Raw genomic sequence first — 20,798 nt, forward strand, 5'->3', positions numbered from 1 at the left:
GTCGTGGGCCGGGGGTCAGGTGTCCCGGCCGGCGGCCTGCCGGGGGATCGTCGGACGGATCCCGAGCAGCAGGGCCACCACGGGGACGGCGGCGTCGGCGCGGGCCCGGTCCAGCTCGCCGGCCTCGGCCCGGACGGCCGGGAGCTCGTCGAGCGGACCGGCCGCGACCCGGCCGCCGATGGTGGTGCGCACACCCGCCTCCAGGGCGGCGAAGGTGCGGCGCAGCAGCGGCAGGACGTCGGTGAAGACCTCGTCGCCCACCCCGGTCAGCCACTCGTCCAGCAGGGCGAGCAGCCGCGGGTCGTGCAGCAGCAGGGCGCCGCCGCCGGTCAGGAAGCCCTCGACCCAACCGGCCGCGTCCGCCGGGGCGTTGGCGACGGAGAGCACCAGCCGGAGCCGGCGGCCGGCCTCCTCGGAGTCGAGCCGGCCGTCGTCCAGCAGCAGTCGCACGGCCCGGCCGCGCAGCAGCCCGGGGGCTCCGGTGGCCGGGCCGCCGGCCGGCTCGCGGCGGGCCAGCGAGCCCAGGGCGGCGGCCCAGCGGTCGGCCAGGCCGGCCAGGCCGTCGGGCTCCGGCACGGCGTCGGAGGCGGTGCCGGCGGTGGCGGCAGCGGTGTCGGCGGCGGTGCCCGGATCGGCGGCCAGCAGGCCGATCGCGCCGTGCACCTCGTCGAGGCGGCCGCGCATCGTCGCCGCGCCCTCGGCGTCCAGGCCGACGCAGGCGGGCGGCAGCCCGACGCAGATCCGCTCGGCCAGGCCCGAGGCCGCCCCGGCCAGCGCGCCGTGGTCGGTGCCGCGCACGTCGCCGTAGCGCAGCGCCCGGACCAGGGCGGGCAGCGCGCCCGCGAGGTGCGCGACGTCGGTGTCCAGGGCCGCGCAGTCGGCGAGCACCCGCATCACCGCGGGCAGGGCGCCGGACAGCCCGGCCAGCAGGCAGGTCTCCACCAGGCCGGTCAGTTCGGCGAGTTCCTCGGCGGCCCGGGCGGTGCCGACGGCCTTGTTGGCCGCCGCCTCCTCGACCGTGGTGCCCCACTGGGCGGCCTCGGCGATCCGGACCGCGAACTCGGGCTGCCAGCACAGCCGCCAGCTCTCCCGGAACGTCCCGGTCGAGTTCACCGAGGAGCGCGCGGGCACGCCCCAGTCCACGCCCAGCAGCCGCAGCCGGTGCAGCAGCCGGGAGCGGGCCGCGTCGTTCTCCTTGCGCAGGTCGAGGTCGACGTCCTTCGGCGCGGCCTCGGGCTTGAGCCGCAGCGAGCGCTGCAAGCGGGTCAGGTCGCGCTGGAGCGGCACCGCCGGTGCGGCGTCCGGGACCTCGCCGAGCGCGTCGCCGACCACCAGGCGGTCCCGGACCAGCTCCAGGGCGACGTCCGAGCCCTCGCAGAGCACCGCGCGCACGGCGTCCAGGGTCTCGGTCAGCCCGGCGAGCGGGCGGCCGCGCAGCACGGCCAGGGTCTCGGCGAGCCGGACCGCCTCGATCACGTGCGCGGAGGAGACCGGGTGGTCCTCGGCGCGCAGCAGGTCGGCGGCCCGGGTGAGCCAGCGCGGCACCGGGTCCCCGTCGGTGGTGAACAGGTGGTGGTACCAGCCGGGCGACTGCACGCCCGCGCCGTAGCCGGTGGCCTGGGAGAGCCGGCGGTGCGTCCACGGCACCCAGGTGATGTCCGTGCGCACCTTCTTCGGCAGGCCGGCGAGCAGCGCCCGGTCGTGGGCGACGGTGGGCATCCGTTCCAGCGCGGGGACGTGGAAGGCCCCGCAGACCACGGCGATCCGCAGGTGCCCGGCGCGCCGGGCGGCGCGGATCTGCTGGCGCATGTACGCCTCGCGCAGCTGGTCCCGGCGGGACTCGCCGAGGCCCTCGGCGCGCAGCGCGCCCATCGCCTCGGCGACGGCGGCGAACGGCGCCAGCGCGTCGGTGCCGGGCGCGCGGTGCTCGACCACGTCCTCCCACCAGCGCTCGGCGTCGTCGTGCCCGGCCGCCTCGGCGAGCAGCGCCAGCGGGTCGGCGACCGGGTCGGCGCCGGCCTCCTCGGCGTCGTCCTCCTCGGCGTCGCCGGCCTCACCGTCCTCGGCAGGAACGGCGGGATCGACGGGCTCGGCGGGCGCGAAGCCGTACGCGGCGGGCAGGTCGATGAAGCGGACCGGCAGGTCGTGGTCCACGGCGTGCCGGATCGCCACCCACTCCGGGGAGAACTCGGCGTACGGCCAGAAGGCGGCCTTCGCCGGGTCGTCCACCGCGTGGGCGAGCAGCGCCACCGGCGGGACCAGGTCCTTCTCGGCCGCCAGGTGGACGATCGCGTCGGCCTCCGGCGGGCCCTCGATCAGCACCGCGTCCGGCCGCCACTGCGCCAGCGCGGCGGCCACCGCCCGGGCCGAACCGGGACCGTGGTGGCGGATGCCCAGCAGGGCGACCTCAGGGCTCGTCATACGGTCACCTCGCGGGCGGCGCGGTAGAAGTCCTTCCAGCCGTCGCGCTCGCGCACCACTCCTTCGACGTACTCGCGCCAGACGGCCCGGTCCGCCACCGGGTCGCGGACGACGGCGCCGAGGATGCCGGCCGTCACGTCCCCGGCCCGCAGCACGCCGTCGCCGAAGTGGGCGGCCAGCGCGAGCCCGTTGGTCACCACCGAGATCGCCTCGGCGGTGGAGAGGGTGCCGCTCGGGGTCTTGACCTTCGTCCGGCCGTCCACCGTGATCCCGGCCCGCAGCTCGCGGAAGACGGTGACCACGCGCCTGATCTCCTCGGCGCCGCCGGGCAGTTCGGGCAGGTCCAGGGAGCGGCCGAGCTGGCCGACCCGCCGGGTGACGATGTCGACCTCCTCGTCCAGCGAGCCCGGCAGCGGCAGCACCACGGTGTTGAAGCGGCGGCGCAGCGCACTGGACAGCTCGTTGACGCCGCGGTCGCGGTCGTTGGCGGTGGCGATCACGTTGAAGCCGCGCACGGCCTGCGTCTCGGCGCCCAACTCCGGTATCGGGAGCGTCTTCTCGGACAGGATGGTGATCAGACTGTCCTGCACGTCGGCCGGGATGCGGGTGAGCTCCTCGACCCGGGCGATCTTCCCGTCGGCCATCGCCCGCATCAGCGGCGAGGGCACCAGGGCGTCCCGGCTGGGCCCGTTGGTGAGCAGCTGGGCGTAGTTCCAGCCGTAGCGGACGGCCTCCTCGGGGGTGCCGGCCGTGCCCTGCACCAGCATCGTGGAGTCGCCGCTGATCGCCGCGGCCAGGTGCTCGGACACCCAGGTCTTCGCGGTGCCCGGCACGCCGAGCAGCAGCAGCGCCCGGTCCGTCGCCAGGGTCGTCACGGCGACCTCGACGATCCGGCGCGGGCCGATGTACTTGGGGGTGATCCGGGTGCCGTCGGGCAGTTCGCCGCCGAGCAGGTACGTCGCCACGGCCCACGGCGAGAGCTTCCAGCGCTCGGGGCGCGGACGGTCGTCCTGCGCGGCCAGCGCGGCCAGTTCACCGGCGAACGCGTCCTCGGCGTGCTGCCGCAGAACGTCGGTCATGGGGGCTCCTTCGGGTCGGCCGCCGGGCACACGGGTGCCCCGGGCGGAGTGGTGATCGGGGGGAGCCAGGTCGGCGTCCCGGCCTGTGGAACCAACCCTGCACCGAGCCACTGACAACCCGCCGGGGGCCGCGGACGGGCCGTCAGCCACTGTCAGTGCCGCCGCCTACGGTCGGTCGCATGGAGGAACGCTGGAGCACCGAACACGTCCTGTCCCTGGCACCTGACGCCGCCTCGCAGAAGGCCGCGGGCAAGCTCTCCGCGCCCGCGCCGTGGTCCGGCACCGGCACCGACGGCACCGCGCTCTGGGGCGAGTGCAAGGGCAGCGGCCGCACGCCGTACCGCACCGCGATCGAACTCGCCACGCCCGCCTACCAGTGCACCTGCCCCAGCCGGAAGTTCCCGTGCAAGCACGCGCTCGGGCTCCTCCTGCTGTGGAGCGGCACCCCGGCGGCCGTCCCGGCCGGCGAGCCCGCCGACTGGGTCTCCGAGTGGCTCGCCTCCCGCCAGGAGCGCGCCGAGAAGCGCGCGGAGAAGAAGGAGGAGGACCCGGAGGCCACCCGGCGCCGGCTCGAGAAGCGCGGCGCCAAGGTCGCGGTCGGCGCCGCCGAGCTGCGGCTGCGGCTGGCCGACCGGGTCCGGCACGGCCTGGCCGACCAGTCCACCGCCGGCCCCTGGGAGGAGGTCGCCGCCCGGATGGTCGACGCGCAGGCCCCCGGCCTGGCCGCCCGGGTCCGCGAACTGGACGCGCTGCCGCAGGAGCGGCTGCTGGAGGAGTACGCCATGCTGCACCTGCTCGCCACCGCCGCCACCCGGATGGACGAACTGCCGGCCGAACTGGCCGCCACCGTCCGCACCCGGGTCGGCTTCCCCGCGGACCCCGGCACGGCCGGCCCCACCGTCCGCGACCGCTGGCTGGTCCTCGGCACCCGGGACACCACGGACGAGCGGCTCACCACCCGCCGGGTCTGGCTGCGCGGCGCCAAGACCGGCCGCCCGGCCCTGCTGCTCTCCTTCGGCCACCAGGGCCAGGCCCCCGCCCTCGCCCTGCCCACCGGCCGCCTGGTCGAGGCCGACCTCGCCTACTTCCCCGCCGCCCACCCGCTGCGCGCCGACCTCCGCGAGCGCTACGGCGCCCCCGAGCCTGGCCCCGCCGGCCCGCCCGCCGGGCTCACCGTCGCCGAGGCGGTGGCCGGCTACGGCACCGCCGTCGCCGACGACCCGTGGCTGGAGAGCCGGCCCACCGTGCTCGGCGACGTCGTCCCGGTCCGCACCCCGGACGGCTGGTTCCTGACGGACGGCCACCACACCGTGCCGGTCCGCGCCTCGGCCGTCCCGGAGGCCGCGCTGTGGCGGCTGGCCGCGGTCTCCACCGGCCGCCCGCTGACGGTCTTCGGCGAGTACGGCCACCAGGGCTTCGCCCCGGTCACGGCCTGGGCCGCCGACCAGCGCCCGGTCGGCCTCACCAACGTTTAGGAGCACCAGGAATGACGATCACCCAGGACCCGTGGGAGACCCTGCACACCAGCGCCCTGCTCGGCACCGACCGCCGTCCGCTCCCGGCCACCGCCCTGCCGCTCGCCGACGCCGTGGACCAGGGCGATCCGGCCACCGCCCTGCTGGAGCTGGCCGCGCTGGCCGCCGTCCGCCGCCGGGCCGGCGCGCTGCCCGTACCGGCCGACGGGCCGCCCGGCCCGCCCGCGGCCGAGGACACCCGCCCGGAGCTGCCCGAGCCGGCCGCCCGCCGGCTGGCCGTCCTGCTCTCGGGGCGCACCGGCGGCGGCACCGGCGCCGGCGGCACCCTGGCCAACCTGTCCGAGCTGCTGCCGCAGTGGCTCGCCACCGCCCGGGCGAGCGGCCTGCGCCCGCCCGCCGCGCTGATCCCCGGCCTGCTCGACGCCGCCCGCGCCCGCAGCGAACTGCGCTCCGACGCCGTGGCGTTGGCCGGTCCGCCGGGCCGCTGGCTGGCCGAGCAGAACCCCGACTGGCGGTTCGTGCTGCGCACCACCGCCCCCGAGCTGCCGCAGCGGCCCACCGACGACCGGCTCTGGCACGAGGGCCTGTTCGCCGAACGGGTCACCCACCTCACGCAGCTGCGCCGCCGCGATCCCGCGGCCGGCCTGGAGCTGCTGCGCGGCACCTGGTCCACCGAGCGCGCCGAGGACCGCCTGCTCTTCCTGGACGCCCTCCAGGACGGCCTCTCCCCCGCCGACGAACCGTTCCTGGAGGCCGCCCTCGGCGACCGCAGCAAGAACGTCCGGGCCACCGCCGCCGAGCTGCTCTCCACCCTGCCCGGCTCCGCGCTGGCCCGCCGGATGGCCGAGCGGGCGCGGGCCGCCGTCCGGCTCGCCGACACCGGCACGCACCTGCTGGTCACCCCGCCCACCGCGTGCGACGCACAGATGCAGCGCGACGGGATCGCCCCCAAGTCGCCCACCGGGCGCGGTGAACGGGCCTGGTGGTTCGGCGAGTTGGTGGCCGCCGCACCGCTGTCGCTGTGGCCGGAGAGCACCGGGCTGACGCCCGGGCAGCTGCTCGCCCTGCGGGTCGGCGACAGCATCGACGAGACCAGCAGCAGCTGGGCCGACGACCTGCGGGAGGCCTGGGCGCGGGCCGCCGTCCGCCAGCAGGACGCCGACTGGGCCCGGGCGCTGCTCGGCCCGGCCCCGGTCCCGTCCGGGCGCGGCGCCCGGACCCGCGCGCTGCGCACCACCGGCGCCCCGGCCAAGCTGCTGGCCGTCCTCCCGCCGGAGGAGCGGGCGGTCTGGACGGCCGCGTTCATCACGGTGCACGGGCTGGGCGAGGCCTTCCAGCTGCTCGGCGCCTGCGCCACCCCGTGGACGCCGCCGCTGTCCACCGCCGTGGTGACCGCCCTGGCCCGCGCGGCGGCCTCCGGGGCGTACCCGTGGAGCCACAGCGGGGTGCTCGGGATGACGGAGCGCGCGCTCGCCCCGGAGACGGCCGCCGCGGTGGAGGAGCTGGCCGCCGGGGCCGCCCCGGACTCCGCGTGGTCCGAGACCTTCTCCCGGCTGGCCGGCACCCTGCGCTTCCGGGCGGCGATGCTCGCGGAGCTGGCGGGCTGAGGGCGGGCCGGGCCCGCGGTACGCCTCCGAAGACGACGGAGACGACGGAGACGACGGAGACGACGGAGCGGGCCGGCCCCCGGGAGGGCCGGCCCGCTCGACGCGCCGTGGCTCAGCCGGCCCGCAGGTTCGACTCGACCCAGGCGACCACGTCCCGGGTCGGCGTGCCCGGGGTGAAGATGTCCGCGACGCCCAGCGCCTTGAGCTCGGCGATGTCCTCGTCCGGGATGATCCCCCCGCAGAAGACCTTGATGTCCTCCGCGTCGCGCTCCTTCAGCAGCTCCAACACCCGGGCGCACAGCGTCATGTGGGCTCCGGAGAGGATCGACAGCCCGATGCCGTCCGCGTCCTCCTGGATCGCGGTGTCGACGACCTGCTCGGGCGTCTGGTGCAGTCCGGTGTAGATGACCTCCATACCGGCGTCGCGCAGGGCTCGCGCGATGACCTTGGCACCACGGTCGTGACCGTCGAGCCCGGGCTTGGCGACCACCACACGGATCGGCCCCGACACACTCATGACTGCCTCCTGGACCTCGTCGTCCACCATCCGACCGGGCCTCGTGGGCCGCCGGCGCGGTTAACGGTCGATAACCAACCTGAGGGGAGGTTAGCGCCACCCGGCACGGTTGACCGCGCCGCCCCCGAAGAGGAGGGCAAAGTCACAGCTCCGGGCCTTGCTACCAGCGGGTATACCCGTCCTTCCCGCAACCTCCGCACAGACCCCCCGGCCGACCCCTTGACATCCGGAGGTTTTTCCGGGGCGTCGTCCTTGGGACTACAGTCACGGCTGCCCTTGGGACTACAGTCACGGCTGTTCTCCCCTCGTCCGACGACGCCCGAGGCCCACCGAGGAGGCAGCCCCCGATGGCTCCCGATGCAGCCGCCCGTCCGACCCGCGCGGAGCTGCGCCTCGCCGCCCGCGAGCAGTCCCGTGCCCAGCGCCGCGGCGCCGCCAAGGCGGCCACCCGGACGGCCCTGTTCCGGGTCGCGCTGCCGTCGGTGGCCGCGCTCGGGGTCGCCGCCGCCGCGGCGGTCACCGTGCAGGGGGAGGCCGATCAGCAGCGCGCCCAGGCCGCCGGACGGACTCCGCAGGCCACGGCGCCGGACACCGCGGCCGCGCACGCGGCGACCCAGGCGCTCGCGGCCGGCGCGCCGGCCCAGGCCTCGCGCGGCGACGCCCGCCAGCCGCTGGCCGGCGCCCAGCCCACCGAGGCCCCCACCGCGCAGCCCACCGCCGAGCCGGCCCCCGAACCGGTGAAGCCCACGGTGGTCATGCCGGTCGCCCGGCACGGCCTCGGCGAACTGTTCGGCGAGGCCGGCACCCACTGGGCCAACCGCCACACCGGCATCGACTTCCCGGTGGACGGCGGCTCCGAGGTCTACGCCGTGACCGACGGCACGATCCGCACCCAGTGGAACCCGTTCTACGGCTACATGACGATCCTCAAGATGCCCGACGGCACCGAGGCCTGGTACTGCCACCTGCGGGCGTACAAGGTGCGCAAGGGCCCGGTGAAGCAGGGCGACGTGATCGCCTTCGTCGGCAGCAGCGGCAACAGCACCGGCCCGCACCTGCACTTCGAGATCCGGCCGCAGGGCAACGGGCCGATCGACCCGCTGCCCTGGCTCCTCTCGAACGGGCTGGACCCGCGCTAGCGGGTCGGAGCGGCTCCGCGGAGCAGAGCCGCTCCGCCGCTCAGAGCTTCTCCACCGGCGCGTAGCGCAGCAGCAGCTGCTTGCGCCCGTCGGTGCCGAAGTCGACGGTGGCCTGCGCCCGGTCGCCGACGCCCGTGACGGCCACCACCGTGCCCAGCCCGAAGCTGTCGTGGGTGACCCGGTCGCCGACCGCGAGCGAGACCGCCTCGCGCTCCACCAGCTGGCCGCCGCGCCGCGCCGACTGCCCCCAGCCGGCCTTCGGCTTGGCCGCCGCGGCCGACGAGGAGGAACGCGAACTCCCGCCCCCGGACGAGGACTTGCCCCAGGACGAGCCCGAGGAGTAGCCGCGCTGGACCGGCGCCTGGGCCGCCCCGGTGCGCTTCCACTCCACCAGCGTCTCCGGGATCTCCTCCAGGAACCGCGAGGCCGGGTTGTAGGCCGGCTGCCCCCAGGCGCTGCGCAGCACCGAGCGGGTCAGGTACAGCCGCTCGCGGGCCCGGGTGAGCCCGACGTACGCGAGCCGGCGCTCCTCCTCCAGCTCCTTGACCTGGTTGAGCGCCCGCATGTGCGGGAAGATCCCGTCCTCCATGCCGGTCAGGAAGACGACGGGGAACTCCAGGCCCTTGGCGGTGTGCAGGGTCATCATCGTGATGACGCCCTGCCCGTCCTCGTCGTCGTCCGGGATCTGGTCCGAGTCGGCGACCAGCGCGACCCGCTCCAGGAAGTCGGCCAGCGAGCCGACCGGCGGCGTGCCCTCCTCGTCGGCGTCCGGCCGCTCGCCCGGGTCCTGCTCGTACTCCAGGGCGACGGAGGCGAGCTCCTGGAGGTTCTCCACCCGGGTCTCGTCCTGCGGGTCGGTGGAGGCCTGGAGCTCGGCCAGGTAGCCGGTCTCCTCCAGGACGGCCTCCAGCACCGCCGCCGGGCCCGCGCCCGACTCGACCACCTGGCGCAGTCCGGCCATCAGGGTGTTGAACTTCTTGACGGCGTTGGCCGAGCGCGCGGCCATCCCGTACGCCTCGTCGACCCGCACCAGCGCCTGGGCGAAGGAGATCCGCTCCCGCGAGGCCAGCGCGTCGATCATCGCCTCGGCCCGCTCGCCGATGCCGCGCTTGGGCACGTTGAGGATCCGGCGCAGCGGCACGGTGTCCTCCGGGTTGGAGAGCACCCGCAGGTACGCCAGGACGTCCCGGACCTCCTTGCGCTCGTAGAAGCGCACCCCGCCGACCACCTTGTACGGCAGGCCGACCCGGATGAACACCTCCTCGAACACGCGGGACTGGGCGTTGGTCCGGTAGAAGATCGCGACGTCGCCGGGCTTGGCCTCGCCCTTGTCGGTGAGCCGGTCGATCTCGTCGGCGATGAACTGGGCCTCGCCGTGCTCGTCGTCCGCGACGTAGCCGACGACCTTCTCGCCGTGGTCCCCGGCCGTCCACAGCTTCTTCTCGCGGCGGTTGGCGTTGCGCTCGATGACGGCGTTGGCGGCGCTCAGGATGGTCTGGGTGGAGCGGTAGTTCTGCTCCAGCAGGATCGTGGTCGCGTTCGGGTAGTCCTCCTCGAACTGGAGGATGTTGCGGATGGTCGCGCCGCGGAAGGCGTAGATCGACTGGTCCGCGTCACCGACCACGCACAGCTCGGCCGGCGGCACCTCGGCCAGCCGCCCGGCCGCCGGGTTCACCAGCTCCCCGTCCACGGTGCGCCTGGGCGCGGCGGCGACGGATCCTCCGCTGAGCTCCCGGACCAGCATGTACTGGGCGTGGTTGGTGTCCTGGTACTCGTCGACCAGGATGTGCCGGAACCGGCGCCGGTAGTGCTCGGCGACGTCGGGGAAGGCCTGCAGCAGGTTCACCGTCGTCATGATGATGTCGTCGAAGTCCAGCGCGTTGGCCTCGCGCAGCCGCCGCTGGTAGAGCGCGTACGCCTCGGCGAGCTTCTTCTCCATCGGGTTGGCGGCCTGGTCGGCGAAGGTCTCCTCGTCGATCAGCTCGTTCTTGAGGTTGCTGACCTTCGCCGTGAACGACTTCGGCGGGTACTGCTTCGGGTCGAGGTCGAGGTCGCGGCAGACCAGCGACATCAGCCGCTGCGAGTCGGCCGAGTCGTAGATCGAGAAGCTGGAGGTGAAGCCCAGCTGCTTGGACTCGCGGCGCAGGATGCGCACGCAGGCGCTGTGGAAGGTGGAGACCCACATCGCCCGGGCGCGCGGGCCGACCAGCGCCTCGACGCGCTCGCGCATCTCGCCGGCCGCCTTGTTGGTGAAGGTGATCGCCAGGATCTCCCCCGGCTGCACCCCGCGGGCGCCCAGCAGGTGGGCGATCCGGTGGGTCAGCACCCGGGTCTTGCCCGAGCCGGCGCCGGCCACGATCAGCAGCGGCGAGCCCGCGTGCAGCACCGCCTCGCGCTGCGGGTCGTTCATCCCCTCCAGCAGCTGCGCCGGGTCCACCACCGTCCGCGCGGCACCGTTGCGGTACCAGGCGTCCCGCTCCGCCTCGGCGGCGTGGTCGGTCTGGAACAGGCCGTCCGGGATGGCCTCCTCGTACGCGTCGTACGGGGCCTCCTCCTCGTACGGCGGGGGCTCCTCACCGATGGCGTCGACGGGCGCGTCGGGCTGCTTCGACCCGGCGGCGGGTGCCTCGAAACCGGGGAGCGGAAGGTCGTCAAAGAGGCTACTCATGGCACATCGAGTCTATGGCCACCCACCGACAAGCCCGCCCGCCCCGGACGATCCGGGGCGGGCGGGCTCCGTGGCGGCGCCCCAGGACGCCGGGGTGCCTCAGACCAGGCGGCGGGCGGTGGCCCAGCGGGTCAGCTCGTGGCGGTTGCTGAGCTGGAGCTTGCGCAGGACGGCGGAGACGTGGCTCTCGACCGTCTTCACCGAGATGAAGAGCTGCTTGGCGATCTCCTTGTAGGCGTAGCCGCGGGCGATCAGCCGCAGGACCTCGCGCTCGCGCTGGGTGAGCCGGTCCAGGTCCTCGTCCACCGGCGGGGTGTCGGTGGCGGCGAAGGCGTCCAGCACGAAGCCGGCCAGCCGGGGCGAGAACACCGCGTCGCCGTCGGCGATCCGGAAGATCGCGTTCACCAGGTCGGTGCCGGTGATGGTCTTGGTGACGTAGCCGCGCGCGCCGCCGCGGATGACGCCGATGACGTCGTCGGCGGCGTCCGACACCGACAGCGCCAGGAACTTCACCCCGCCCTGCTCGCCCATCACCCCGACCGAGCGGCGCAGCACCTCGACGCCGCCGCCGCCCGGCAGGTGGACGTCGAGCAGCACCACGTCCGGCCTGGTCTCGGCGACCACGCGGACCGCCGAGTCCACGTCGTCGGCCTCGCCGACCACGTCGATGCCGGTCACCTCGGTGCGGCCGATCTCGGCCCTGACCCCCGTCCGGAACATCCGGTGGTCGTCCACCAGCACGACCCGGGCCGTGCGCTCCGGAGCTGCCTCAGTCATTCGTTCTCTCCATCTCCAGCTCGACCTCGGTGCCGCCGCCCGCCGCCGGCCGCACCCGTGCGGTGCCGCCGTTGCGCTTCATCCGGCCGATGATCGACTCCCGTACGCCCATCCGGTCCTCGGGCACCGTGTCGGGGTCGAAGCCGGGGCCGTGGTCGCGGACGAACACCGACACCGTCCTCCCCTCGACCTCGGCATAGACCTGGACCGGTCCCCCGCCACCGTACTTGGCCGCGTTGACGGTCGCCTCCCTCGCGGCCTGCATCTGGGCCGCGATCCGCTCGTCCATCGGGCAGTCGCCGACGATCACCAGCTCGACCGGGACGCCGTGCCGGTCCTCGACCTCGGCGACGGCGGCCCGCAGGCTCTCCGCCATGGTGTCCGGCGCCGCCTCGGCGGCGGCCTCCGGGCGGTACAGCCACAGCCGCAGCTCGCGCTCCTGCGAGCGGGCCAGCCGCAGTACCTCCTTGGGGTCCTCGGCCCGGCGCTGGATCAGGGTCAGGGTGTGCAGCACGGAGTCGTGGATGTGCGCGGCGATCTCGGCGCGCTCCTGGGCCCGGATGCGGGCGGTGCGCTCGGCCCCGAGGTCCTGCCAGAGCCGCAGGCCGTACGGGCCGAGCAGCACCAGCACACCGGCCAGCACGGCGAGCGAGGCCTCGATCACCGAGGCGAGCGTGGAGCCGCTGCCCTGCATGGCGAGCAGCGCGATGGTGCCCGCGACCGCGAGCAGCACGCCGGCGCCGACCCGGGTGTAGGCGCCGCGCCGCTTCTCGCCCTCCTCGATGCCGAACCAGCGCTGCCAGCGCGAGTCGTCGGCCTGCCGCCAGACCAGCGCCACGCCGACGCCGATCGCCAGCAGCGGCCAGGTGTACGGCTTGGCGGTCTGCCAGCCGAGCACGTTGAGCAGGGCGATCACGCCGACCACCGTCATCACCAGGGCGGCGAGCTGGCCGAGGCCGCCCTGCCCGGCCTTGCCGGCCGACTCGGCCTCCTCCCCCTCCGCCGGGGCGCCCACCGGCTCGCCCTGCAGGGTGAGCTGGAGCAGCCGGCGCATCCGGCCCACCCAGCCGCCGGCCTGGCCGGCCTTGCTCAGCAGGCCGCCCTGCACCCCCGGCGAGGCCGGGACGAACGCCCCGTTGAAGTACACCCACTGGGCGCCGGCGCGCTGCGAGGGCTCGCCGATGCCGATCGGCACCACGAACCAGAACGCGGCGTACAGCAGCGCGCCGATCCCCTGCGCGAAGAACAGCACGACGAAGGCGATCCGCACCCACCGCACCGGCAGCCCGAGGTGCACCGCCAGGCCGTGCGCGACGCCGCCCAGCATCCGTCCCTGCGGGCTGCGGTAGAGCCGGCGGTAGGGCGGCCGCCCGTCGTCGGGCGCGCTCGGGTCGGCGCCGGCCGACGACGCGGTGTCGGGGGCGATGGATCGGGGATCGGTACCGGGGGCTGCCACGCCACCGATGGTTCCACGCGGGCACCCGCGGGCGCATCAGGGTGTGTCCCCATCCCGTATCAGGGACAAGTCAGGGTACGGACAGGGCTCGACCCGGTTGGGCCGGGCGGTCCTCTGCCGGAAGGATGGTGTCCATGACCGAGGACCCCCGCATCGAGGAAACCGGGCCCGCCGCCCCGCCGGAACCGGACCGCCCGCCACTGACCAGGACCGAGCACCACCGCGTGGTGGCCGGCGTCTGCGGCGGCCTCGGCCGGCACCTGGACATCGACCCGGTGGTCTTCCGGGTCGTCACGGTGGTGCTCTGCCTCTCCGGCGGCCTCGGGCTGTTCCTGTACGGCCTGGCCTGGCTGATCGTCCCGACCGACGACGGGGCCAAGGGCCGCGGCGGGCGCACCGAGCTCCAGCGGGTGCTCACCGGGCGGGTGGACGGCCAGTCGGTCGGCGCGGTGCTGCTGACCGTGATCGGCACCGGGGTCTTCTTCTCCTCGATGGGTGACGGCGGCCAGCTGTTCCCGCTGCTGCTGCTCGCCGCCCTGGTCTTCCTGGCGGTGCGCTACGACCCGGACCGCCGCCGGGGCCGGGGGCGCGAGCACCGGAACGGCGGCCCGTACGACCGCCACTTCCCCGGGTCCGAGGGCACCGGCGGCACCGCCGCGGACGGTGCCGGGGCCTACCGCTGGCCGCGGCCGGAGCAGGACGGGTCCGCCCGGGCCGCCGGGAAGGCCCCCGCCGACGGCGCCGGCGGCTACCTGTGGGACCCGCGCCACCCGGAGCGCAACCCGTACGGGGCCACCGCCCCGGCCGCCCCGACCCCGCCCCACGGCACGCCGACCCCGCCGTACGGCACCCCGGTGCCGCCGGCCGGCACCCCGGCCCAGCCCTGGTGGCAGCGCGCCGACCTGCCGGAGGGCGACCCGCTGCGCAAGGAGGGCGCGAAGCGCCGCCCCGAGGCCGCCGCCGCACGGCGCCCCCGGGAGCGCTCGGCACTCGGCTTCTTCGGCTTCCTGCTGGCGATCGGCGCCGCCGCCGCGGTCTGGTCCGCCTCCGTCGACCGCGGCCACAACCCCACCGTGCTGAGCGCGACGGTGCTGGCCACCGCGCTGTTGGTGGTGGGCCTGACGCTGCTGGTCGGCGCGAAGTTCGGCCGGGCCCGGCGGCTGGCGGTGACCGGTCTGCTGCTCACCCTGGCGCTGGCCTTCGTCGGCCACTCGCCGGACTCCGTGCGCGACGCGGTGGGCGACCGCGCCTGGACCGTCGCCTCGGTCTCCGACCTGCACGACCGGTACAACCTGGGCGCCGGGGAGATCAGGCTGGACCTGTCCGGACTCGACCCGGCCGGGGCCGCCCTCGCCACCAAGGTCGACCTGGGCGTCGGCGACATGACCGTCACCGTGCCGGACGACGTGACGGTGAACCTGGTGACCCGGATCGGCCTCGGCAACGTCGCCCTCCCCGGTGACCGGAGCGACGGCACCGGGCGGCACACCTACCTGATCGGCCCTGCCAACGGGCAGCCGGCCAAGGGGACCCTCAATCTCGAACTCGGGATCGGGCTCGGCAACATCAAGGTGGTCCAGCAGTGAGGAAGCACCGGCTCGACCTGTTCTCGCTGATCGCGGGCGCGCTGTTCACGGTGATCGCCGTGCTCTACCTGGTCGCGGCGCTCAACGACCAGTCGGTGAACGGGCGGATCGTCATCCCGGTCACCTTCATCGTGCTCGGCGTCGGCGGCCTGGCCGGCGCGGTCGCGGCGGTGGCCCGGCGCGGCCGGCCCGACCGCGAGGAGTGACCCGCCCCGCCCGACCGCCCCGGGCCGTCAGCTCTGCTGCGGGCCCAGGGTCAGCCGGTCCCCGTCCTTGCTGACGGCGTACCTGGGCAGCGGCTTGACCGCCGGCCCGTTGACCACCGCGCCGGTCGCGGCGTCGAACCGGGAGCCGTGGCAGGGGCAGTACAGCTGGCCGTTCTTCGGCGCGTCCACGGCGCAGCCCGCGTGGGTGCACACGGCGGAGAAGGCGCAGTACTGGCCGGCCTTGGGCTGGACGATGTAGACGGCGTCCCCGGTGGCCGGGTCCTTGACCTGGGCCGAGCCGCCGACCGGCACGCTCGCGGCGGGCACCGCGGGGGCCGGGGCGGTGGCGGCCGGAGCACCGGGGGCCGGGGCGCCGGAGGCCGGGGCCGCCGACTGCTTGGGCGCGGCCGTCCGGTCCCGGCCGAAGGTGCGGGTCAGCGAGCCGGTGAGCAGCCCGGCCCCGCCGATCGCGACGGCCGCGATCCCGCCGTCCACCAGGGCCCGGCGCTTGACGTGGTCCTCGCCCAGCCCGCGCTCGCGGTCCCGCCCGGCCCGGCGGGCCAGGTAGCCGTCCACCGACAGGTACGGCGTGCCGGCCAGCAGCAGCGGCGTCCAGGCCATCAGGTAGGCCAGGTCGTTGCCGAGGTAGTACGGCGAGACGCTCCAGCTGACGGTCAGCCACAGGCTGAGGTTGAGCAGGGCGCCGCCGAGCGCGGCGGCCCGGCCCCAGAGGCCGACCAGGGTGCCGAGGCCCACCGCCAGCTCGCCGAAGGCGATGGCGAGCGCGAACAGGGTCGGGTGGTCGAGGGCGGGGCCGAGCAGGAAGGAGATCGGGCTGCCGCCCGCCTTGGCGGCCTGGGTCTGCGAGACGAAGGAGGCCGGGTCGCCCGCTCCGGCCAGGAAGTGGGCGTCGGAGAGCTTGTCGAGGGCGGCGTAGACGAACGTGACGCCGAGGAAGAGCCGCAGGGGCAGCAGCGCGTACCTGGACGCGAGCGCCCTCCGCTGCGCCGCCCGGGCGGCCCGGCCGGCCGCTCCCCCACCGGCCGGCACCGGGTTGCTGGCCTCCGACATCCCTCACACCTTCCCTCGCCGCCCGCCACTCCCTGACAGGTCCGGTCCGCATTCTGCCCGCTCCCGACCGCTTTCGGTGGGAGGTCCCTCCCGGAGAGCGGCGCCCGCACCGCGAAACGGCCGCGCCGTCGCTCCCTTCAGTACGGGAACGACGGCGCGGCCGTTCAGGCATCGGCCTCAGGACGAGGAAGCGCCCCGGCGACCGGTGGGAGGGGTCACTCCCACTCGATGGTGCCCGGCGGCTTGCTGGTGACGTCGACGACGACGCGGTTCACGTCGCGGACCTCGTTGGTGATCCGGGTGGAGATCTTCGCCAGCACGTCGTACGGCAGGCGCGACCAGTCGGCGGTCATGGCGTCCTCGGACGAGACCGGGCGCAGCACGATCGGGTGACCGTAGGTGCGGCCGTCGCCCTGCACGCCCACGCTGCGGACGTCGGCGAGCAGCACGACCGGGCACTGCCAGATCTCGCGGTCCAGACCGGCCGCGGTCAGCTCCTCGCGGGCGATCGCGTCGGCGTCGCGGAGCAGGTCCAGACGCTCCTTGGTGACCTCGCCGACGATCCGGATGCCCAGGCCCGGGCCCGGGAACGGCTGGCGCTGGACGATCTCCTCCGGCAGGCCCAGCTCCTGGCCGACCATCCGGACCTCGTCCTTGAACAGCTTGCGCAGCGGCTCGACCAGCTGGAACTGGAGGTCCTCGGGCAGGCCGCCGACGTTGTGGTGGGACTTGATGTTGGCGGTGCCCTCGCCGCCGCCGGACTCCACCACGTCCGGGTACAGGGTGCCCTGGACCAGGAAGTCGACCGACTCGCCGTGCTCGCCGGCCTCGGCGATGATCTCGGCCTGGGCCTGCTCGAACACGCGGATGAACTCGCGGCCGATGATCTTGCGCTTCTCCTCGGGGTCGGTGACCCCCTTCAGCGCGTTCAGGAAGCGCTCGGAGGCGTCGACGACCTTCAGCTGGACGCCGGTGGCGGCCACGAAGTCCTTCTCGACCTGCTCGGTCTCACCCTTGCGCATCAGGCCGTGGTCGACGTAGACGCAGGTCAGCTGGTCGCCGATGGCGCGGTTGACCAGCGCGGCCGCGACCGCGGAGTCCACGCCGCCGGACAGGCCGCAGATGGCGCGCTTGTCGCCGACCTGCTCGCGGATCAGGGCGACCTGCTCCTCGACCACGCTGCCGGTGGTCCAGGTGGGGGCGATGCCGGCGCCGCGGTAGAGGAAGTGCTCCAGGATCTGCTGGCCGTGGTCGGAGTGCAGCACCTCGGGGTGGTACTGGACGCCGTACAGCCGGGCCTCGTCGTTCTCGAAGGCCGCGACCGGGACCAGGTCGGTGGAGGCGGTGACGGCGAAGCCCTCCGGGGCGGCCGAACAGGCGTCGCCGTGCGACATCCACACCGAGTGCTGCGCCGGAACGCCCTCGAACAGGGTGGAGCCGCTGCGGGAGACGGTCAGCGGGGTGCGGCCGTACTCGCGGGCGCCGTTGTTGTCGACGGTGCCGCCGAGGGTCTTGGCCATCAGCTGGAAGCCGTAGCACATGCCGAAGACCGGGACACCGGCCTCGAAGATCGCGCGGTCGATCTGCGGCGCGCCCTCTTCGTAGACCGACGACGGGCCGCCGGAGAGGATGATCGCCTTGGGGTTCTTGGCGAGCATCTCGGCGACCGGCATGCTGCTCGGCACGATCTCGCTGTAGACCCGCGCCTCACGCACCCGACGGGCGATGAGCTGGGCGTACTGGGCGCCGAAGTCGACCACCAGAACGGGGTCGTTGTCCGGCGCGGACTGGACGGGAATTGCAGAGGACACAGACGGCCTTCCGGCAGCGGTATCGAGGTGCCCGCGCGTGACCGCCTCCCCGGCAGGGGGGCTGCGGCTGCGGCGGACGGTGTGGGGTGTCTGGACACCGATTCTACCGGGCTGTCCGGTTTCACTCGTCTGCCCGTCCGAACGACCGTGACCGGGCGGGGCGGCGGTTCGTTGCTTCCTACGAACGTACGGCCGCGCCGCGTCCGCCAGACGCGCCGCCCGCCCCCGCGGGGGCACCGCCGTACGGCAGCAGGACCACGCGTGGAGTTCCATCCCAGTCCACCGGCGCACGTGGTGCCGCCGCCCGGCCCGCCGGGCAGCGGCACCGTGGGACCGTGCGCGGGTGCCGCGGCCGGCCAGCAGGGGACAGCGACCCCGGCCGCGACTGGGCCGAGAGGTGGGACGGCCGGAGTCCGGGGACGCCCGGGGCCGGCCGTCGCACCCCCGGTCCGGTCCGGTGCGCGCCCGGGCGCACTCCCCCCTCCGCCCCGCGCCGCTACGCGCGTCCCCGTGCGCCACAACCATCCGGACCACTACGCACCGTGATCATCGGCGGCGGCCCCGGCAGGAAATGCTCTGTGCCGAACTGTGCCGAACCGGTTGCAGAGCGAGCCCTCCGTCCAGCACGATGCTCGTTGTACGCGGTTCTCCCGGCGCCTCACGGCTCACCGAGGGGGCCCGCGACGGCGTTCTCCGCAGCCGCGCCACGGAAGGCGGCCGCGGTTCCTCAGTTCACGCTCCGTGAGCGTAGGACCGGCGCAGACCTGTGCGCCGAGCCACCGCGCACGGGCGTGCGCGCCCCGCGCGGCCGGCCACCCACGCCGGAGCCGCGCGGCGCGCCCCGAAGCCGACCGACCCGACGGCGCTCCTCCCCCGGCGCCGTCACCCCAGCACCGGCGCGGCCCTGACGCCGAGTGCTGAACGACAAAGGGCCCCGTTCCCCCGCGGGGCCCTTTGCCCTTTCCTCTTCCTCAGGGATGCGCGCTCAGGGATGCGCGCTCAGGGATGCGCGCTCAGGGGCACCCGCTCAGGGGTGCTCGCGCCACACGCTCGGGTCGACCGGCTCCTCGGCCGGAGGCGGCGGCACCGCGCCGGGCACCGGCCTCCCGCCGGCCGGGGCGGGCGGCTCCTCGTGCGAGCCGAGCACCTCGCTCACCCCGCCGCCGGGGGCGAACGGCGCGTCCTGCGGCGCGGCGGCCTGCGTCGGCACCCCGTGCCCCGGAACGCCCTGAGCCGGCACCCCCTGGGCCGGAACGCCGTACGGCGGCGTCGCGTACGGCACCTGCGGCGGCACCGCCGGATGGGGCACCGTGCCCCGCCCCGGGGCGAACGGGGACTCGGCGTACGGCACGGCGCCCTGCGGCGCACCCGCGCCCCGGCCGCGGAAGGCCGCCAGCAGCGGCGGCACCAGCAGCGCGCCGGCCAGCGCCCAGACCGCGTTGGCCACCAGCACGCTCACGAAGGCCAGCCCGCCCGACTCCTCCTGGGAGATCTCCATCCGCGCCGAGCCGATCCAGCCCGAGCTGGACGTGGTCCGCGTCATCAGCACCCCGGAGACCGTCATCAGCAGGGTGAGCGCCCCGGCGTGCACGGCGGCCAGGCGCAGCCGGTCGGCCGAGTCCAGCCCCCGCCGGAACGCCACCCGGCCGAGCAGGGCCGCCGAGACGAGCGCGAGCAGCCCGGCCCAGCGCCAGTCGCCGGTCAGGTCGTGCAGGTCGAAGAAGGAGAAGTCGGTCTCGCTGCTGCGGTCGCCCCAGGAGGAGTCGCCGCGGGAGCCGTCGCTGCCGGACAGTCCGGAGTGCGCCCGGAAGGTCGCCCCCGAGCCGAAGCCGAGCAGGTTGAGGCCGAGGTTGGGCAGGAAGGCCAGCGAGATCCCGGTCTGCGCCCCGCTCTCGCTGGTGGCCGCGACCAGGACGAAGGCCGTCACCGAGGACAGCCCGACCGTGACCGCCAGCGCCTGGCCGGCGGCCAGCGCGGACACCGCCCAGCCGCGCACCGCGCGGCTGCGCCAGGCGGCCCAGCGCAGCGCGTCGGTGCCGTGGACGAGGAAGGCCAGCAGGCCGGCCAGCACCGCGGTCCAGGCGACCGCCTCCAGCCAGCCGGAGCCCGCCGTGATCAGCGGTTGACCGGACTTCTGGGCGCCGGAGCCGAAGTCGCCGAAGTAGTCGGGTTTCGCGGCGCGGCCCGAGGGGTTCCATTCGGTGCCGCCGAGCAGCCCGAGCAGTCCGCTCACCGCCGCGAGGACCAGGGCGGTGCGCAGTGCCTCGGCGGCGGCCTGGCCCCGGGTGAGCTGGCCCACCACGGCCTTGCGCCGGCGCAGCCCGGCCCGCAGGCCGAGCCAGAGCGCCAGGCACCACAGGACGGTGACGGTCATCGGCAGCACCCGGAGGGCGATCTCCAGCCGGTCGGTCCGGTCGTGGCCCAGCGGGCTCTGGTAGCCGAGCCGGAACGGTGCGCCGAGCGCGTTCAGGGCCATCGACACCGCCGAGCCGAAGCGCTCGCCGAAGCCGGCCGACTGGAACCGGTACTCGTACTGGTAGTCGCTCGGGATCGCCGCGATGAGCGCGGCGGCCAGCAGGACGAGGGTCGGCGCGACGGCGACCTTGACGGCCGGGCGCCAGTCCGCGGCGGTCAGCAGGCGCTGGAAGGCGGGCTGCTTGTCGTACTCCTGCCCGGCACCCCAGCTGCCCAGGGCGGGCGGGACCGCGGCCACCGGCCCGTACCCCGGCTGGGGTCCGTACCCGGGCTGCGGTCCGTACGGCGGCGGGACGGGCGGAGCCGCACCCGGCGGAGGCGGCGGGACGGGCGGGGCGGCGGGCGGGGCGGCGGCCGCCGGGGCAGGGGGCGCGAACGGCCGACCGCACGACCCGCAGGCGGGCGCCCCCTCCTCCGAAGTCGCCCCGCACGATGTGCAGTTGGCCATGGCCCGCGTTCCCCCCGCTCGACGAGTCCCTGGCCGCTCCAGGGAGCCCGTTTATCCCATCG

General features: G+C 75.3%; 14 protein-coding genes. 5 read left to right on the forward strand and 9 right to left on the reverse strand.

The window, feature by feature from the left end; all coding sequences use genetic code 11:
- Window positions 1-15: 15 nt before the first annotated feature.
- Window positions 16-2,421, reverse strand: coding sequence for a DUF5682 family protein (locus ACLWS4_RS06705; protein WP_416873587.1), 2,406 nt, complete (start codon window positions 2,419-2,421; stop codon window positions 16-18).
- Window positions 2,418-3,500 (reverse strand): ATP-binding protein, encoded by a 1,083-nt coding sequence (locus ACLWS4_RS06710; protein WP_049659200.1) that lies wholly within the window; start codon window positions 3,498-3,500, stop codon window positions 2,418-2,420. Before ACLWS4_RS06710 ends, ACLWS4_RS06705 begins: the two co-directional genes overlap by 4 nt.
- A 179-nt stretch (window positions 3,501-3,679) precedes the next feature.
- Here ACLWS4_RS06710 and ACLWS4_RS06715 point away from each other — a divergent pair, with 179 nt between their 5' ends.
- Both ACLWS4_RS06715 and ACLWS4_RS06720 read left to right on the forward strand, forming a co-directional pair.
- Window positions 3,680-4,975, forward strand: a complete 1,296-nt coding sequence (locus ACLWS4_RS06715; protein WP_049659199.1) for an SWIM zinc finger family protein — start codon at window positions 3,680-3,682, stop codon at window positions 4,973-4,975.
- A gap of 11 nt (window positions 4,976-4,986) precedes the next feature.
- The gene (locus tag ACLWS4_RS06720; RefSeq protein ID WP_380740831.1) at window positions 4,987-6,582 is read left to right on the forward strand and encodes a DUF5691 domain-containing protein; all 1,596 of its coding nucleotides are present in this window, start codon (window positions 4,987-4,989) and stop codon (window positions 6,580-6,582) included.
- A 112-nt stretch (window positions 6,583-6,694) separates the two neighbouring features.
- Here ACLWS4_RS06720 and ACLWS4_RS06725 read toward each other — a convergent pair whose 3' ends face one another.
- Window positions 6,695-7,099 (reverse strand): cobalamin B12-binding domain-containing protein, encoded by a 405-nt coding sequence (locus tag ACLWS4_RS06725; RefSeq protein WP_049660544.1) that lies wholly within the window; start codon window positions 7,097-7,099, stop codon window positions 6,695-6,697.
- Between the two features lie 347 nt (window positions 7,100-7,446).
- On the opposite strand from ACLWS4_RS06725, the gene ACLWS4_RS06730 reads away from it, so the two are divergent.
- A complete protein-coding gene (locus ACLWS4_RS06730) occupies window positions 7,447-8,238 on the forward strand; it encodes a M23 family metallopeptidase (RefSeq protein WP_074003933.1) in 792 nt (263 codons plus the stop codon).
- A gap of 40 nt (window positions 8,239-8,278) precedes the next feature.
- Here the strand turns inward: ACLWS4_RS06730 and pcrA are convergent, their stop codons facing one another.
- The 3 genes from pcrA to ACLWS4_RS06745 form a co-directional block, all read right to left on the reverse strand.
- Window positions 8,279-10,906, reverse strand: coding sequence for a DNA helicase PcrA (gene pcrA, locus ACLWS4_RS06735; protein WP_049658374.1), 2,628 nt, complete (start codon window positions 10,904-10,906; stop codon window positions 8,279-8,281).
- A 99-nt stretch (window positions 10,907-11,005) separates the two neighbouring features.
- Window positions 11,006-11,683 carry a LuxR C-terminal-related transcriptional regulator gene (locus tag ACLWS4_RS06740; RefSeq protein WP_049658372.1) on the reverse strand — a complete coding sequence of 226 codons (678 nt, stop codon included), beginning with the start codon at window positions 11,681-11,683 and terminating at the stop codon, window positions 11,006-11,008.
- Window positions 11,676-13,139 carry a PspC domain-containing protein gene (locus ACLWS4_RS06745; protein WP_380717728.1) on the reverse strand — a complete coding sequence of 488 codons (1,464 nt, stop codon included), beginning with the start codon at window positions 13,137-13,139 and terminating at the stop codon, window positions 11,676-11,678. The genes ACLWS4_RS06740 and ACLWS4_RS06745 overlap by 8 nt, the downstream gene beginning before the upstream one ends.
- A 134-nt stretch (window positions 13,140-13,273) precedes the next feature.
- On the opposite strand from ACLWS4_RS06745, the gene ACLWS4_RS06750 reads away from it, so the two are divergent.
- Both ACLWS4_RS06750 and ACLWS4_RS06755 read left to right on the forward strand, forming a co-directional pair.
- Complete coding sequence (locus ACLWS4_RS06750; protein WP_416873588.1) at window positions 13,274-14,725, forward strand: PspC domain-containing protein; 1,452 nt, start codon at window positions 13,274-13,276, stop codon at window positions 14,723-14,725.
- Window positions 14,722-14,931 carry a hypothetical protein gene (locus ACLWS4_RS06755; protein WP_049661234.1) on the forward strand — a complete coding sequence of 70 codons (210 nt, stop codon included), beginning with the start codon at window positions 14,722-14,724 and terminating at the stop codon, window positions 14,929-14,931. Before ACLWS4_RS06750 ends, ACLWS4_RS06755 begins: the two co-directional genes overlap by 4 nt.
- Window positions 14,932-14,958: 27 nt before the next feature.
- Here the strand turns inward: ACLWS4_RS06755 and ACLWS4_RS06760 are convergent, their stop codons facing one another.
- The 3 genes from ACLWS4_RS06760 to ACLWS4_RS06770 all read right to left on the reverse strand — a co-directional run bounded on the left by ACLWS4_RS06760 (window position 14,959) and on the right by ACLWS4_RS06770 (window position 20,526).
- Window positions 14,959-16,002 (reverse strand): Rieske 2Fe-2S domain-containing protein, encoded by a 1,044-nt coding sequence (locus ACLWS4_RS06760; RefSeq protein WP_074003935.1) that lies wholly within the window; start codon window positions 16,000-16,002, stop codon window positions 14,959-14,961.
- 215 nt (window positions 16,003-16,217) lie between these two features.
- Window positions 16,218-17,813: a glutamine-hydrolyzing GMP synthase gene (gene guaA, locus ACLWS4_RS06765; protein WP_049659666.1), complete on the reverse strand. Its 1,596-nt coding sequence runs from the start codon at window positions 17,811-17,813 to the stop codon at window positions 16,218-16,220.
- Between the two features lie 1,027 nt (window positions 17,814-18,840).
- Window positions 18,841-20,526: a proline-rich domain-containing protein gene (locus ACLWS4_RS06770; protein WP_416873589.1), complete on the reverse strand. Its 1,686-nt coding sequence runs from the start codon at window positions 20,524-20,526 to the stop codon at window positions 18,841-18,843.
- Window positions 20,527-20,798: the final 272 nt, after the last annotated feature.

The sequence above is a fragment of the Kitasatospora sp. SC0581 genome, from assembly GCF_048159585.1.
Taxonomy (GTDB): Bacteria; Actinomycetota; Actinomycetes; order Streptomycetales; family Streptomycetaceae; genus Kitasatospora.

What these genes read in the sequence shown, in the direction of transcription:
- ACLWS4_RS06705 (WP_416873587.1), bottom strand. Translation starts at nt 2,421, where the DNA reads ATGACGAGCCCTGAGGTCGCCCTGCTGGGCATCCGCCACCACGGTCCC.
- ACLWS4_RS06710 (WP_049659200.1), bottom strand. Translation starts at nt 3,500, where the DNA reads ATGACCGACGTTCTGCGGCAGCACGCCGAGGACGCGTTCGCCGGTGAA.
- ACLWS4_RS06715 (WP_049659199.1), top strand. Translation starts at nt 3,680, where the DNA reads ATGGAGGAACGCTGGAGCACCGAACACGTCCTGTCCCTGGCACCTGAC.
- ACLWS4_RS06720 (WP_380740831.1), top strand. Translation starts at nt 4,987, where the DNA reads ATGACGATCACCCAGGACCCGTGGGAGACCCTGCACACCAGCGCCCTG.
- ACLWS4_RS06725 (WP_049660544.1), bottom strand. Translation starts at nt 7,099, where the DNA reads ATGAGTGTGTCGGGGCCGATCCGTGTGGTGGTCGCCAAGCCCGGGCTC.
- ACLWS4_RS06730 (WP_074003933.1), top strand. Translation starts at nt 7,447, where the DNA reads ATGGCTCCCGATGCAGCCGCCCGTCCGACCCGCGCGGAGCTGCGCCTC.
- pcrA (WP_049658374.1), bottom strand. Translation starts at nt 10,906, where the DNA reads ATGAGTAGCCTCTTTGACGACCTTCCGCTCCCCGGTTTCGAGGCACCC.
- ACLWS4_RS06740 (WP_049658372.1), bottom strand. Translation starts at nt 11,683, where the DNA reads ATGACTGAGGCAGCTCCGGAGCGCACGGCCCGGGTCGTGCTGGTGGAC.
- ACLWS4_RS06750 (WP_416873588.1), top strand. Translation starts at nt 13,274, where the DNA reads ATGACCGAGGACCCCCGCATCGAGGAAACCGGGCCCGCCGCCCCGCCG.
- ACLWS4_RS06760 (WP_074003935.1), bottom strand. Translation starts at nt 16,002, where the DNA reads ATGTCGGAGGCCAGCAACCCGGTGCCGGCCGGTGGGGGAGCGGCCGGC.